The 14,986-nt window shown below is 75.1% G+C and carries 13 protein-coding genes; 10 read left to right on the top strand and 3 right to left on the bottom strand.

The genetic code is table 11. The features are described 5' to 3' along the window. Positions 1 to 92: 92 nt before the first annotated feature. The gene (locus tag FHX31_RS13080; protein ID WP_013286558.1) at positions 93 to 296 is read left to right on the top strand and encodes a hypothetical protein; all 204 of its coding nucleotides are present in this window, start codon (positions 93 to 95) and stop codon (positions 294 to 296) included. A gap of 60 nt (positions 297 to 356) precedes the next feature. Here FHX31_RS13080 and nhaA read toward each other — a convergent pair whose 3' ends face one another. Both nhaA and FHX31_RS13090 read right to left on the bottom strand, forming a co-directional pair. Next, positions 357 to 1,658, bottom strand: coding sequence for a Na+/H+ antiporter NhaA (gene nhaA / locus FHX31_RS13085; protein WP_184976281.1), 1,302 nt, complete (start codon positions 1,656 to 1,658; stop codon positions 357 to 359). Between the two features lie 161 nt (positions 1,659 to 1,819). After that, positions 1,820 to 3,667 (bottom strand): nucleoside-diphosphate sugar epimerase/dehydratase, encoded by a 1,848-nt coding sequence (locus FHX31_RS13090; RefSeq protein WP_013476626.1) that lies wholly within the window; start codon positions 3,665 to 3,667, stop codon positions 1,820 to 1,822. 185 nt (positions 3,668 to 3,852) lie between these two features. On the opposite strand from FHX31_RS13090, the gene FHX31_RS13095 reads away from it, so the two are divergent. After that, complete coding sequence (locus FHX31_RS13095; RefSeq protein WP_013286555.1) at positions 3,853 to 5,301, top strand: tyrosine-protein kinase domain-containing protein; 1,449 nt, start codon at positions 3,853 to 3,855, stop codon at positions 5,299 to 5,301. On the opposite strand, the gene FHX31_RS13100 is transcribed toward FHX31_RS13095, so the two are convergent. After that, positions 5,282 to 5,863, bottom strand: coding sequence for an arsenate reductase/protein-tyrosine-phosphatase family protein (locus FHX31_RS13100; protein ID WP_486481673.1), 582 nt, complete (start codon positions 5,861 to 5,863; stop codon positions 5,282 to 5,284). The two genes, FHX31_RS13095 and FHX31_RS13100, sit on opposite strands and share 20 nt — an antisense overlap. A 123-nt stretch (positions 5,864 to 5,986) precedes the next feature. Here FHX31_RS13100 and FHX31_RS13105 point away from each other — a divergent pair, with 123 nt between their 5' ends. The 8 genes from FHX31_RS13105 to FHX31_RS13140 all read left to right on the top strand — a co-directional run bounded on the left by FHX31_RS13105 (position 5,987) and on the right by FHX31_RS13140 (position 14,978). Continuing rightward, on the top strand, positions 5,987 to 7,228 hold the full coding sequence (locus FHX31_RS13105) for a glycosyltransferase family 4 protein (RefSeq protein WP_184976283.1): 1,242 nt from the start codon (positions 5,987 to 5,989) through the stop codon (positions 7,226 to 7,228). Positions 7,229 to 7,330: 102 nt separating this feature from the next. Further along, entirely contained in the window at positions 7,331 to 9,115 is a 1,785-nt protein-coding gene (locus tag FHX31_RS13110; protein ID WP_184976285.1) for a DUF4012 domain-containing protein, read from the top strand. A 13-nt stretch (positions 9,116 to 9,128) separates the two neighbouring features. Continuing rightward, positions 9,129 to 9,749, top strand: coding sequence for a hypothetical protein (locus tag FHX31_RS13115; protein WP_013286551.1), 621 nt, complete (start codon positions 9,129 to 9,131; stop codon positions 9,747 to 9,749). A gap of 98 nt (positions 9,750 to 9,847) precedes the next feature. Further along, entirely contained in the window at positions 9,848 to 10,264 is a 417-nt protein-coding gene (locus FHX31_RS13120; RefSeq protein ID WP_013286550.1) for a protein-tyrosine phosphatase family protein, read from the top strand. 101 nt (positions 10,265 to 10,365) lie between these two features. Further along, on the top strand, positions 10,366 to 11,652 hold the full coding sequence (locus FHX31_RS13125; RefSeq protein WP_184976287.1) for a D-alanyl-D-alanine carboxypeptidase family protein: 1,287 nt from the start codon (positions 10,366 to 10,368) through the stop codon (positions 11,650 to 11,652). A gap of 62 nt (positions 11,653 to 11,714) precedes the next feature. Further along, positions 11,715 to 12,878, top strand: coding sequence for an MGDG synthase family glycosyltransferase (locus FHX31_RS13130; protein WP_151016309.1), 1,164 nt, complete (start codon positions 11,715 to 11,717; stop codon positions 12,876 to 12,878). Further along, entirely contained in the window at positions 12,875 to 13,597 is a 723-nt protein-coding gene (locus FHX31_RS13135; protein ID WP_184976289.1) for a polysaccharide deacetylase family protein, read from the top strand. The genes FHX31_RS13130 and FHX31_RS13135 overlap by 4 nt, the downstream gene beginning before the upstream one ends. Positions 13,598 to 13,697: 100 nt before the next feature. Next, positions 13,698 to 14,978 carry a D-alanyl-D-alanine carboxypeptidase family protein gene (locus FHX31_RS13140; RefSeq protein ID WP_184976291.1) on the top strand — a complete coding sequence of 427 codons (1,281 nt, stop codon included), beginning with the start codon at positions 13,698 to 13,700 and terminating at the stop codon, positions 14,976 to 14,978. Positions 14,979 to 14,986 lie beyond the last annotated feature (8 nt).

Genomic DNA, 14,986 nt, shown 5'->3' on the forward strand with positions numbered 1-14,986 from the left:
GAGAGCGCCTCGGTGGGTAAGTAGCCCGGGTGAGCGCCGTGGCGGTGACCGCCCGGCGGAGGACGAATCGGCACGACCGGGAGGTTCCGCCCATGAGCAGGCACGACGAGCCCAACGAGTACGGCTTCGCCGGGGGCGCCACCGCGCCGGAGCCGCCGCCGGGCGGGCGCGAGGACGAGCAGGACCGCGCCGAGCAGGTGGCCGTGCCCGGTGACGACCTCACCGCCCCGGCCGCCGAGGCGCTCGAGGAACCGGAGCGCAAGCGCGAGCCGCGCCCGGCCGAGCGCCGGCGCTGAGGCGTACCGCGCCGACCCGTGCGGCGGGCGTGACCGGCTGGTCACGCCCGCCGCGCCGGTTCAGGCCGGGCCCTCCTGGTAGACGTCCGGGACGCCGTCGCCGTCGGCGTCCCGGCTCTCCCGTTCGCTGATCCGCCGGTAGACCCGGTTGCGGCGGACCAGCACCACCGAGGCCAGCAGCGCGGAGGTGAGCGAGCCGAGCAGCACCGCCACCTTGACGCCGTCCTCCTCCGGGCTGCCGGCGCCGAACGCCAGCTCGCCGATGAGCAGCGACACGGTGAACCCGATTCCGGCCAGCAGAGCCAGCCCGGCCAGGTCGGCCCAGGTGATCTCCTCGTCCAGTTCGGCCCTGGTGAACCGGGCGAGCAGGTACGTCGAGCCGAACACGCCGATCACCTTGCCGAGCACCAGCCCGGCGGCCACCGCGAGCACCACGGGGCTGGTGAGCACGCCGCCCAGGTCCACCCCGACCAGCGTCACCCCGGCGGCGAAGAAGGCGAAGACCGGTACGGCCAGGCCCGCGGAGACCGGCCGCCAGCGGTGCTCCAGCCGCTCGGCGAGACCGGGTGCGCCGTCGCGTCCCCGCAGCACCGGCACGGTGAAGCCGAGCAGCACGCCCGCCACCGTGGCGTGCACACCGGAGGCGTGCACCAGCGCCCAGGCGGTCACCGCGAGCGGGATCAGCGCCCACCACCAGGTCCGCCGCCGCTGCACGAGCAGCCCGAACATGGCGATCGGCAGCAGCGCGGCGAGCAGCGGCAGCGGGTGGAACCCGTCGGTGTAGAAGACCGCGATGATGGTGATCGCGAAGAGGTCGTCGACCACGGCGAGGGTCAGCAGGAAGGCGCGCAGCCCCTGCGGCAGGTGGGAGCTGATGACGGCGAGCACGGCGAGCGCGAAGGCGATGTCGGTGGCGGTGGGGATGGCCCATCCGCGCAGGCCGGTGCCGCCGGCGCTGAGCGTCACCGCGAGGTAGACCAGCGCGGGCGCGATCATGCCGCCGAGCGCGGCCACCACCGGCAACGCGGCCCGCCGGGGGTCGCGCAGGTCACCGGCGACGAACTCGCGCTTGAGTTCCAGGCCGACCACGAAGAAGAAGATCGCCAGCAGCCCGTCGGCGGCCCAGGTGCGCAGGTCGAGGTCGAGGTGCAGGCCGGCGCCGCCGGGCCAGGGCACCCAGTGGCTCAGTTCGGCGTACGTGGCGCGCCACGGCGAGTTGGCCCAGATCAGGGCGAGCACCGCGCCGAGCAGGAGCAGGCCGCCGCCGACGGTCTCGGTGCGCAGCACGTCGGCCAGGAAGCGGGCCTCCGGCCAGGAGCGGCGGGACAGCAGGCGGGAGCGGTGCGGAGTGTGCTGGGGCATGCGGCGTCCGTTCGGAAGCTGGGGTCGGCGGAACCATCGCCGACCAGGCTTCCCGGCACACCTGGACCAACCCTAACGGGCGCCGCCACCGGCGGCGAGCCGAGCCGGCCGATGGGACGCCCGTCTCACCACCTGGGTGGGGCGTCCCATCGGCCGGCGGGTCAGCGCTGCCCGGGCAGGGCCGGCAGGGACGCCCCGACCGGGTCGCAGAACGCGGCCATCCGCTTGATCAGCTCGTCCGGGTCGGCGTACGGGTCGAGCCCGCGCACCTCGTCCGGGTCCAGTTCGGGCACGGGGACGTGGGAGATGAGTGGGTGCAGCGGCCGGCTGTCCACCTCGTCGGCGCCGAACAGGTGCTCGTGCAGCTTCTCGCCCGGTCGCAGGCCGGTGAAGACGATCTCCGTCGGGCGGTCCGCCTCGGCGGCCAGCCGGCGCGCCACGTCGGCGATCCGGACCGGCTCGCCCATGTCGAGCACCAGCGCCTCGCCGCCCCGGCCGATCGTCGCGGCCTGGAGCACCAGGTGCACCGCCTCCTGCACGGTCATGAAGTAGCGGGTCACATCGGGGTGGGTGACGGTGATCGGCACCCCGGCCCGGATCTGCGCCTGGAACGCGGTGAGCACCGAGCCGCGGCTGCTGAGCACGTTGCCGAACCGGACGCTCAGGTATCGGCCGTCCAGGCGCTGCGCGTGGTACGCGGTGAGCCGTTCGGTGATCCGCTTGGAGTAGCCGAGGACGCTCGCCGGGTTGGCCGCCTTGTCGGTGGAGATGTTCACGAACTCGGCGACGTCCCGGCACGCCTCCAGCACGTTCAGCGTACCCAGGATGTTGGTCTTGATCGCCTCGCCGGGATGGCGCTGGAGCAGCGTGAGGTGCTTGAGCGCCGCGGCGTGGAACACCACGTCGGGCTGCCGGTCGGCGATCACCCGGGCGATGCCCTCGGCGTCGCGGATGTCGGCGAGGATCAGCTCCGGCCCGTCCAGCAGCGCGCGCCCGTGCAGGGACATCTGCAAGGCGTGCAGCGCGGACTCGTCCCGGTCGAGCATCATCAGCTCGTCCGGCTCGCAGCGGGCGATCTGCCGGCACAGTTCCGAGCCGATCGAGCCGCCGGCGCCGGTGACGAGCACCCGGCGCCCGGCCAGCCCGCCGCGCTCCACGCTCAGCTCGGCCACCCGGTGCGCGCGGCCCAGCAGGTCGGTGAGCTGGAGGTCGCGTACGTCGGTGGCGGCCACCGGGCGGTCGAGGACCTCGCGTACCGGCGGCAGGACCTTGAACGCCGCGCCGGCCTCCAGCGTGCGGGTCCGGACGTCGCGCAGCAGCTGCGGATCCGAGCCGCTCATCGAGAAGATGACTGTGCTCGCCCGGGTGGCACGGACGGCGGCGGCGATCTGTTCCCGGCCGCCGAGCACGCGCAGCCGCTCCAGCCGCAGTCCGCGGCTGTCGGGCGCGTCGTCGAGCAGGCCCACCGGCCGGTAGCTGCTGTCCGGGTCGTGCAGCAGCACCCGGACGAGCCGCTCGCTCGCCGCGTCCACCCCGTAGATCAGGCAGCGCTCGGCGTGTCGTGCGGCGGGCGGCCGGCGGTCGGCGTGGGCCCGCCAGACTCCCCGGGCGGTCGCCATCACCACGAGTGCGACCGAGCCGCCGATCAGCGGCGTGCTGGCCGGCACCGGGTGCTGCGTCCACGGCAGCAGGGCGACGAAACCGACGGCCGCGACGAGCGCGACGGTGGTGGCCAGGCCCTGCGCGTCGCCGGCGCTGCCGATCGGATACCGGCCGTAGAGCCGGGACCGCAGCAGCGTGAGCACGGCGTACAGCGCGGCGCAGGCCAGCGCCATGCCGAGCGTACGGGCGCTGGCGGCGGCGGTGAGGTCGAATTCGTACCGCGTCCAGGCAGCGCCGAGAAAACCTCCGCACCACGCGGCCGTGTCCAGCGTTAACAGGGAAAGGGTGGCGGCGCGGTGGGTGATCCGGCCGGCGGGTCGAACGGCTGTGATCGCGTCACGATCCATGGGCTGCCCTCTACGTCCTATCCGTATTGAAAGGATTAGACCGTCTGTGCCTGTTCGGTCGTTTACTGTCGTCCAGTCACGTAACGTCGTGAATAGGCGATTCGATCCTGGCACGGCGACTGGTGTTTTTAGGGGGCTTTCGTGCAGTTTCATCGGCAGACCGGCGTGTCGCGAGGGGGAGCGTGATGGACGTTCTCGGCTACCTGCGCCTGGTCCGACGCCACTGGTGGATCGTGCTGGTGACGGTGATGCTCGGTCTGGGCACCGCCGCGCTGGTGACGGTCCGGACGGCGCCTCGGTACGAGGCCTCGGTGACGTTCTTCGTCACCACGCCCAGCCAGGGGGTCACCGACGCCTACCAGGGCAGCCTCTTCCTCCAGCAGCGGGTGAAGTCCTACGGTGACCTGCTCACCAGCGACCGGCTGGCGCAGAGCGTGGTCGCCGACGCGCCGCTCGGCCTCACCGCCGACCAGGTGCGCAGCCGGATCCACACCACCGCCACGGCCGGCACGGTCCTGCTCCAGGCGACGATCACCGACACCGACCAGACCCGGGCGTTGAAGACCACCGAGACGCTCGCGACGAAGTTCACCGATCTGGTACGCAAGGTCGAGACGCCGCCGGACGGCAAGGCCCCGCCGATCAAGATCGAGGTGGTCAGCGGTCCCCGCGTCACCTCCAACCCGGTCTCGCCGCAGCCCACCCGCAACCTGGTCCTGGGCGGTCTGCTCGGCCTGCTGCTCGGCGTCGGCCTCGCAGTGCTGCGCGGGGTGGCCGACGTCCGGATGCGCGACGGCGCCGGGCTGCAACGGGTGACCGGCAGTCCGCTCCTCGGCGAGATCCCGTACGAGACCGGCGCGCGGTCGGCGCCGCTGATCGTCGGCGACGCGGCCACCTCCGCCCGGGCCGAGGCGGTCCGCAAGCTGCGTACCAACCTGCGCTTCGTGGACGTGCACGAGCCGGCCCGGGTCATCGCGGTCACCAGCGCGTTGCAGGGCGAGGGCAAGACCACGATGGCCTGCAACACCGCCATCGCGCTGGCCGAGGCGGGCTGGCGGGTGCTGCTGATCGACGCCGACCTGCGCCGCCCCAAGGTCGCCGACTACCTCGGGCTCGACGGCGGCGTCGGCCTCACCGACGTGCTGGTCGGCGACGTCCAGGTCGGTGACGTGGTGCAGCGCTGGGGGGAGAAGTCCCTGCTGGTGCTGCCCAGCGGCGCCACCCCGCCCAACCCGAGCGAGCTGCTCGGCTCCAAGTCCATGGCGGACCTGCTGGTCGCGCTGCGGGACTCGGCGGACATCGTGGTCATCGACACCGCGCCGCTGCTGGCGGTCACCGACGGCGTGGTGGTGGCCGTGCAGGCCGACGGCGCGCTCCTGGTCACCCAGCAGGGGCGTACCTCCCGCAGCCAGGTCGCGGCGGCGGCGCACGCGCTCAGCTCGGTCTCGGTGCGCCTGCTCGGCTGCGTGCTGAACATGGCCAAGGTGGCCAAGTCGGACGCCTACCAGTACGAGGCGTACAAGGTGGTCGTGCCGCCAGCGGCGCCCTCCGTACCGGCCGACCGGGCCGGCACCCGGCGGGGCGCGAAGGCCGTGGGCGACCGGACGCAGGAACTCACCCGGCTGTCGCGATGAGTGCGAGCACGGGCCGGATCGACCGCTCGATCTCCTCGGCACAGCGCCGGAAGTCGGCGGGCGAACCGCCGATCGGGTCGCGCAGGTCCTCCGCGTCGGGGGCGGCGGGTTGCAGCCGCCCCCGGGCGCGGACCGCGGCCGACACCGCCGCCCGCAACGGCGTGCCCGCGTCCGCCTCCGCCTCGGCGGGGCGGGCCTCGGCCGCCAGCCGGGCGAACTGCCGCAGCGTGAACGTCCGGGTCAGCGCGGCCGGCGCCAGCGAGGTGCAGGCCGAGCGTTGCCGGCGGGTCGCGGTCAGCACCAGCGCCGCCCCGGTCAGGTGCTCCGGGCGCAGCCGGCGGGTGCGGAAGGCCGCCGGGTCCGCGCCGGTCCGCACAGTCACCTCGACCGCGTACGGGTGCATGGCAGCACCGTCGATCGCGTCGGTCCCCGCGCTGGCCACCGCCAGCGGCAGGCCGGCCAGCATCCGGCGGGCGATGAACTCCGCCATCGGTGACCGGCACATGTTCGCGTGGCAGACGAAGAGCACCTCGTCGACCATCTGCACCCCTCTCGTCGGCACGGTCGCGACGGAGGGTGCCGCGACGGCGTTCTTCCGGCGGTCGCGGCCGGACGCAGAGGGGATGCGGGAATGGTACGCGCTGCGGTGCCCGGCCGTCCGGAAAGCCGCGCCGGGAGCGCGGTCATGAGGGTCGGCATCCTCACCTACCACTTCCCGCCGGAGCCGGCGTTCGTCCCGGGCAGCCTGGCCGAGGAGCTGGTGGCCCGGGGCCACGAGGTACGGGTGCTCACCGGCTTCCCGGACTACCCGGGCGGCCACGTCTATCCCGGCTGGCGGCAGCGCTGGCGGCACCAGACGCACAGCGAGCGGCTGACCGTGCGCCGGGTGCCCCGGTACGCCGCGGGCGACGGTTCCGCCCGTGCCCGCGCCGCGACCTGGCTCTCCTTCGCCGGCAGCGCCGCGCTCGCCGGCCGGGGCCTGCTGCGCGACGTCGACGTGCTCTACGTCTACGGCCATCCGGCGGTCACGTTCGCGGCCACCGGGCTGCTGCGGCTGCTTGGCCGTACGCCGACCGTGCTGCACGTGCAGGACGTGTGGACGGAGCGGGACGGGCGCTCGGCGCAGGACAGCGGGTGGCCGGCGCGGCTGGAGGCCGCCACTCGCCGCCTCTACCGGGAGTCGGCGGTGGTGGCTGTCGGTTCGCCGTTCATGGCGGACCTGGTCCGCGCCGGCGGGGCCGACCCGGGCCGGGTGCGCGCCGCGCCGAACTGGACCGACGAGCGGATCTTCCGGCCCACCCAGGCCGGTCCGGCCGTGCGGCGGCTGGTCCGCCGGGACGACCGCTGCGTGGTGATGCACGCCGGGACGATCGGCGCGCACCAGGATCTGGAGACGGCGGTCCGCGCGGCGGCGGCGCTCGGCGACCGGATGGATCTGGTGCTCGTGGGTTCGGGTCCGCAGGAGCGGCGGGTGCGAGGGCTCGCCGCCGACCTCGGCGCGGACAACGTCCGGTTCCTGGAGCGACGGTCCGCGGTGGACATGCCGCAGCTCTACGCCGCCGCCGACTACCAGCTCGTGGCCCAGCGCGACCTGCCGGAGCTGCGTGGCCGGGTGCCCGGCAAGCTCCAGGCCGCGCTCTCCTGCGCCGCGCCGGTGGTCGCCTCCGCGGCGGGGGAGACGGCGGAGGTGGTGGAGCGGGCCCGCGCCGGTCTGTCCTGCCCGCCGGAGGACTGGGCGGCGCTGGCCGACCGCTTCTGGCTGGCCGCCGCCATCCCGCCGGCCGCCCGGCTCGACATGGGCAGGCGGGGACGTGACGCGTACCTGCGGGACATGTCGATGCGGGCCGGTGTGGACCGGATCGAGGCGCTGCTGCACGAGGCGGCCGAGCGACCGTCGAACCGAACAAAGTTCGCACACAGCAGTTAAATCGCCAGAGTATCGAATAACGCCCCGAACGGGCACTTTTTCATGCTAAAAAGCACTCGATCGCGAATTGTGTCTGATTCGACCGACGCATAGGGGGAATCCGTGAGCGGACCTGGTGCCATGCCCGTCCGGCGGCGCCGCTCGCGACGGCGCCGGCGCACCCGGGTCCGCCGGATCCTGCTGACCGGGCTGGTCGTCGTGTCGGTGCTGCTCAGCGCCGGTGGCTGGGTCGCGTTCCGGGGCTGGCAGGCCCGCGCTCACCTGGTGAACGCCGCCGGGCTGGCCCGGGAACTCAGCGCCCAGGTGCTCGACGGCGACGTGGCCCGGGCCCAGCGCACGCTCGCCGCATTGCAGGAGCAGGCCGCCGCCGCGCGCGGCGAGACCGGGGATCCGGTGTGGTGGGTCGGCCAGCAGACGCCGTACGCGGGGGACAACCTCGCCGCGGTGCGGCAGATCTCGGTGGCGGTGGACGATCTGGCCCGGCTGGCGTTCCCCACGCTGCTGCGCGTCGACCTCGCCTCGCTGGTGCCGAAGCAGGGCAAGCTGGATCTGGCCCGCCTGCGCGCCGTCTCGGCCGAGGTCTCCGCCGCCGACCAGGCGGTGCGCCGGACCGCCGACCGGCTGCGGCAGGTGCCCACCGGTGACCTCGTGACGCAGGTACGCGACGCGGTCACCGCGCTGCGCGCCGAGCTGGACCAGCTCGGCGAGCTGACCTCGGCGGCTGACCGCGGCGCCCGGCTGCTGCCGCCGCTGCTCGGCGCGGACGGACCGCGCAGTTATCTGCTGGTCTCGCAGAACCCGGCCGAGCTGCGCGCCACCGGTGGCATGTTCGGCGCGTACGCCGTCCTGCGCGCCGAGGGTGGGCGGATCCGCCTCGTGAAGCAGGGCAGCTCGTCGGACCTGCGCTTCTTCGACCCGCCACTCAAGGTCGACGCGGAGGCGAAGCGGCTCTGGGGCGAGCTGCCGGGCATCTATCCGGCGGACGTGAACCTCAACCCGGACTTCCCGGCCGCCGCCGCGCTCTACCGGGACATGGTGCGCCGCCGGACCGGCACCACTGTGGACGGGGTCCTGGCGGTCGACCCGGTGGTCCTGTCGTACCTGCTCGGCGTCGTGGGTCCGGTGAACGTGCCGGACGGGCCGTCGCTGGGCGCCGCCACCGCCGTACGGACGCTCCTCAGTGACTCGTACCGGGACCTGGACACGAAGGACCAGGACGAGTACTTCACCAAGGCCGCCTCGGGCGTCTTCGACACCCTGTTCACCAAGACGGTCGACCCGCGTGCACTTTTGACCGTTTTTACCCGTTCAATCAATGAACGTCGGATATTGTTCTGGAGTGTCCGATCTGAGGAGCAACGCGCACTGGCCGGCAGCCGACTGGCCGGTCAGCTCCCGGAGAAGGACTCCGTGCCGACCGTCGGCGTGTTCCTCAACGACGGCAGCGGCGCGAAGCTCGGCTACTACCTCAGGTTCTCGGCCACCGTGACGGTTGGCGAATGCCACCCGGACGGGCGCCGTGAGCTGCGGCTGCGGGTCACGGTGCACTCCACCGCCCCGAAGTCGGGCCTGAGCAAGTCGGTCACCGGGCTTGCTCTGGCTGGCGACAAGTACACCGCACGCACCTTCGTCTCCGTCCACACGCCCACCGGCGGCGCCGTGCTCACCGGCCGGCTGGACGGGCGGGACACCGCGATGGGCAGTGGCACCCACGGCCGCCGCCAGGTTGCGGTGGCGAACGTGGAGACGCGCCCGGGGCAGACCCGGACGCTCGACGTCACGGTGCTCACCGGCAAGACCGGCGCCGGGACGGCCGAGCTGGTGCACACGCCCACCGTCACCCCATGGACCACCCAAGTAGTCAACGCACCAAGCTGTGAACAGTAGGAGGGAAACCATCATGCGGCTATCCCGCATCATCATGGCGCTCACGGTGGGCCTGGCCGTAGCGGCCGTGCCGACCGCGGCCGGGGCGGCGCAGCCGCAGCCCCCGGTCTACCCGCCCGAGGTCGCGTCGCTGACCGTCTCACCGACCACCATCCGGCTCGGCGAGACGTTCACCCTGCGGGGTTCGAACTTCGCGCCGAACGAGTCGGTGCGGATCGACGTGGCGATCTCGGGCCTGCCCGCGGCCGCCCCGGCCGAGGGGACCGCGCGGCGCAGCGACGGCAGCACGGTGGCGATGGCGCCTGTCGCCTACACGCCCAACCGTGCCCAGCCGCAGCCGGCGCCGACCACGTTCACCGTGACGGCCGACGCCAGCGGCAACTTCACCGTCACCTACCGGCCGACCCGGCCGGGCCGGTACACGTTCACCGCCACCGGTCTGACGTCCGGACGGATCGCCAGCGCCACCGGCACCGTCCTGCCGCCGCGGCCGACCCGGCCGCCGCACAAGGGTGGACTGCCGGTCACCGGTGACAGCATCGGCACGCCGCTGAAGCTCGGTGGAGGCCTCGCCGCCGCCGGTGCGGTGCTGCTCCTGGCCTCCATGGCCTGGCGCCGCCGTCGCCTCGGCTGATCCGAGGCGCGCCGGGGACGACCCGGCTCGATCGTGAGTGCCCGCCGGACCCGGTCCGGCGGGCACTCACGTGTCCGGCCGACACGACACAATGAGCCATGGACGCGACACCGTGGACCGACCAGGCCGGCCTGCTCACGCTGCCCGGGGGTGCCACCGTGCGCGGACGCCGGGTCGCCGAGCCCGGTTCGCCCGCCGACTTCGCCCTGCTGCTGGCGCCCGGTCCCGAGCCGGAATGGCCGGTCCGGCGGGTCCGCTGGCCCGACTTCTGGATCCCGGCCGACCGCGCCGACGCCCTCGACGCGCTGCGGGAGGCGTGGCGGCGCGCGTACGCGGGGGAGCGGGTCGAGGTGGCCTGTCACGGCGGCGTCGGGCGCACCGGCACCGCACTCGCAGCGCTCGCCGTGCTGGACGGGCTGCCGCCCGCGCGGGCAGTGGCCTGGGTCCGCTCCCACTACCACCGGCGCGCGGTGGAGACGCCGTGGCAGCGGTGGTGGCTGCGCGGCGTGCGCTGACACCCCGGCCGGTCACCCACCGGGAGCGTCCGGTCGGCGCGGCGTCACGACACCGGTGAGCCGTCCCGACCTGATCATCGGGATCGGTAGGGTGCCTTCTCATGAGAGCCCGGGCCCTGGCCGTCGCCACCGCCGTCACCCTGCTCGCCACCGGGACGCCCGCCCCGGCCGCCGCCGCCCCGGCCACCACACCCGCCACCCCGGTAGCCGCCCCTGGCGCCGCTCCCGTGCCCTGCCCGCGCCTGCCCGCCCCGAAGGTCAGCCGGCCGCCCCGCCCGGCACCGCCGGCCACGACGCCCGAACAGGCGGCGGTGGGCGGCGAGGCGCTGGCCGGCGCCGGGCTGGTCGTGCCACCGGGCAGCCCCGCGCCCCCGGCGGTCACCGCCACCACCTGGCTCGTGGCGGACCTGGACACCGGCGAGGTCCTCGGCGCGTGTGGCGCACACGTCCCCGGCACCCCGGCCAGCACCCAGAAACTGCTGCTGGCCGCCACCATGCTGAGCCGGCTGGACCCGAAGCACGTCGCCGTCGCCACCCGCGCCGACCTGGACATCGAGCCGGGCAGCTCGGCCGTCGGCCTGCTCGTCGGCGGCCGCTACAGCGTGGAGACGCTGTGGCTGGGCCTGCTGCTCCAGTCCGGCAACGACGCCGCGAACATGCTGGCCCGCCTCGGCGCCGGCAGCGCGCAGGCAGGCGTCGCCGAGATGAACGAGCAGGCCCGCCGGCTCGGCGCCGGGCAGACGCACGCGGTCACGCCGTCCGGCCTGGACGGTCCCGGCCAGTTCACCAGCGCGTACGACCTGGCGCTCATCGCGCGGGCCTGCTTCGCCGACGCCGCGTTCCGCCGGTACGCGCTCACCGAGCGCACGCAGATCCCGGCCCAGCCCGCGCTGAAGAAGGGCGGGTTCCAGATCCAGAACGAGAACCAGCTCATCTACCGCTATCCCGGCGCGCTCGGCGGCAAGACCGGCTTCACCGAGCTGGCCCGGCACAGCTACGTCGGCGCCGCGCAGCGGGACGGACGCCGCCTCGTGGTGACGCTGCTCGGCGCCGAGGCCCGCCCGGTACGCGGCTGGCAGCAGGGCGCCCAGCTGCTCGACTGGGCCTTCCGGCTGCCCCGGGACGCCTCGGTCGGCCGGCTGGTCGAGCCGGGTGAGCGGGACGCCGAGGCGGCGGAGCCCCGGCAGGCGGCGGCCGCCGAACCGAGACGTACCGCCTCCCCGCCGTGGCGGGGACCGGCCGGGACGGCGCTGCACCGCATCGGCGACGGGGACTGGCGGGTGATCGTGCCGGTCGCCGGTCTGCTGGCCCTCACCGTCGGCGGGGTGGCGGCGGTGCTCGCCGCCCGCCGCGGCCGATCCCGCCGCCGCGGACGCCGCCGCGCCTGACCCGGTCACCGGCGCCCCGGGCGGGGTCGCGTGGACACCGGTTCCGTGGGTATGCGCCCGGCATGGAGCACCCGGGCCGGATCGTGGTGGTCTCGGCGGACATCGGCGCCGGACACGACCGGGCTGCCGACGAGCTGGCGCACCGGCTGCGTGCGCGGGGCTTCGCGGTGGACCGGCTGAACCTCCTGCACCTGCTGCCCCACCCGGTCCACCGGGTGGTACGCGAGACGTACCGGGGCGTGCTGCACCGGCTTCCCTGGGGCTACCACGCGCTGTTCCGGCTGACCGGCAGGTCGCAGACCGCCGTACGCGCGATCCGCGCACTGCTGCGGCCGTTCCGGCGTCACCTGCGCCGCCGCATCCCGCCCGACACGCGGGCCGTGGTCACCACGTATCCGTTCGCCAACCAGCTCCTCGGCCCGCTGCGGCGCCGCGGGCGGCTCCGTGTCCCGGTGATCACCTATGTGACCGATTTCGTGGTGCACCCGACCTGGCTCGCGCCGGGCGTCGACGTGTACTGCGCGGTCCGCCACGCCGAGACGCACCAGGCCTCCGCCGCCGACGTCACCGCGGTGCAGCCGCTGGTGTCCCGCGCCTTCACCCGCACCGGCCCGGAGGACCGGCGGCGGGCCCGGCAGCGGTTCGGTCTCCCGGCGGAGGGTGTGCTCGCGCTCGTCGTCGCGGGCTCCTGGGGCGCCGGCGAGGTGGCGGCCACGGTGGCCGAGGTCGCCACCGCGGGCGTCCGGCCGGTCGTGGTGTGCGGGCACAACGCGGCGCTGCGCCACCGGCTGCGCGGCGCCGGCCGGCACGTGCTGGGCTGGGTCGACGACATGCCGGCGCTGATGCGCGCCGTCGACGTCATGGTGGAGAACGCCGGTGGGCTGACCTGCCAGGAGGCGCTGGCGGCCGGGCTGCCGGTGGTCACGTACCGGCCCATCGCCGGGCACGGACGCGCGAACGCCGCGATCCTGGCCCGCGCCGGCCTGAGCCGGTGGGCTGCCACACCGCAGCAACTCGGGCCGGTGCTCGCGGCGGTGATCGGGACCGGACCGGTGGCCCCGTCCCGCGACGACGTGTCCCAGGACCCGGCCGGCCTGGTCGCCGAGGCGGCACGCCGGGCACCGCCCGCGGGCCCGGCCGGTACACGTCGCCCCCTGCTGGACCCGGTCGGCGACGCGGTCGCCGTCCTCGCCGCGCTGCTCCAGTCCACCGGCGGGCTGCGATGAGAGCCGCCACCCTCGCCCGGGCCGCCGCGCTCGTGCTGCCGGCGGTGCAGGCGGCGCCGGTGGTGACGGCGCTGCCCGCCGTACGGCGGCTGCTGCTGCCCGGCCTGCACGGGCTCGGGACGCCCGACCGGGTCGCGCTGACCTTCGACGACGGCCCGGACCCGGAGTCCACCGGCCACGTCCTGGACGTGCTGGCGGCGCACCGGGTCCGCGCCACGTTCTTCGTGCTCGGCGCGATGCTGCGGCGCCACCCGGCGCTGGGTCGCCGGGTGGTCGGCGACGGCCACGAGATGGCCGTGCACGGCTGGACGCACGACAATCTGCTGCTGCGCGGTCCGGCTCGCACGGTTCGCGATCTGACCCGCGCGTACGACCTGGTCACCGACGTGACCGGCCGTCCGCCCCGGTTCCTGCGACCGCCGTACGGCGTGCTCACCACCGCCGCGCTCGTGGCCGCCCGGCGGCTGCGCCTGCGGCCGGTGCTGTGGAGCTGCTGGGGCCGGGACTGGACCGCCACGGCCACCGCCGGCACCGTCGCACGCACCGTCCTGGCCGGGCTGGACGGGGGCGGCACGATCCTGCTGCACGACTCCTCCCGTGCCGCCGCGCCGGGCGCCTGGCGGGCCGGTCTCGCCGCGCTTCCGCGCGTGCTGGCCGAGTGTCGCCGGCGCGGATGGCACGTCGGCCCGCTCGGCGGCCACGGGCTCCGCGCGCGCTGATCCGCGAGCGGGCGGCGGAGCCTACCGCGCGCCCGCGGCGCCGGAACGCGAATCCCGGAGCCGGTGACCCGTTCGGGTCGGCGTGGCTAGCGTCCGGGTCATGAGGACCTGGGGACCCTTCGTGGCGCTGGCCGCCGCCCTGCTGCTGCCGGTGCCGGCGACACCGGCCGTGGCCGCCGTGCGCGCGCCGGTACGCCGGCTGCCCGCCGCGCCGCCCTGCCCGAACGTGCCGGCCCCGTCGGCCCGGCCGCCGCAGCCGCCACCGGCGCCCGACCCGGCCGCGCGGGCCGTCGGCGGCGCCGCGCTCGACACCGCCGGCCTGGTCGTCCCGCCCGCGTCGAGCGCGCCGCCTGCGGTGACAGCCACCTCCTGGGTGGTCGCCGACCTGGACAGCGGCGCGGTGCTCGGCGGCTGCGGCCCGCACGAGTACGGCGTACCGGCGAGCGTGCAGAAGCTGCTGCTGGCCGCCACCATGCTGCCCCGGCTGGACCCGCACCGGGAGGTGACGGTGACCGCCGGGGACCTGGCTGTCGAACCGGGCAGCTCGGCGGTCGGGCTGGTGGAGGGCGGGCGCTACCAGATCGAGACGATCTGGCTCGGCCTGCTGCTGCGTTCCGGCAACGAGGCGGCCAACGCGCTCGCCCGCCTCGGCGGCGGCCCGGACGGGCTGGCCGGCGGGGTGCGGGCGATGAACGAGGAGGCGCACCGCCTGGGCGCCCGGCAGACGCACGCGGTCACCCCGTCCGGGCTGGACGGACCGGGGCAGTTCACCAGCGCGTACGACCTGGCGCTGATCGCGCGGGCGTGCTTCGCCGACCCGGCGTTCCGCAGGTACGCCACCACCCGGATCGCGCAGATCCCGGCCCAGCCGGCGCAGCGGGCGAAGGGGTTCGCGATCTCCAACGACAACATGCTGCTGGACCACTATCCGGGCGCGCTCGGCGGCAAGACCGGCTTCACCGACCTGGCCCGGCACACGTACGTCGGCGCGGCCGAGCGCGGCGGGCGGCGTCTCGTGGTCACGCTGCTCGGCGCCGAGGTGACCACGCAGCGGGGCTGGCAGCAGGGCGCGGCGCTGCTGGACTGGGGGTTCGCGCAGCCCCGCGACGCCGCGGTGGGACGGCTGGTCGAGCCGGGGGAGCTGGACCGGTCGGCGCCACCGGCGGGCGGGGCGGCCTCGGCGCTGGCCGGGCAGGCCGGTCTGCGGGGCGGCGGGGCGGCACCCGGGCCGCGTCCCGGTACGGGCGTGACTGTGGCGGTGGGCGCGGTGCTGACGGCCGGGGGAGCGCTGCTGCTGGCCCGGCGTCGCCGTAACGCCGCCGCCGTCGCCCTGTCGGCCGGGCCGGCTCTACGGGAGCCGGAAATTCCGGAACAGGACTGAAAGGAGCG

Source organism: Micromonospora sp. CNZ286, assembly GCF_014207755.1.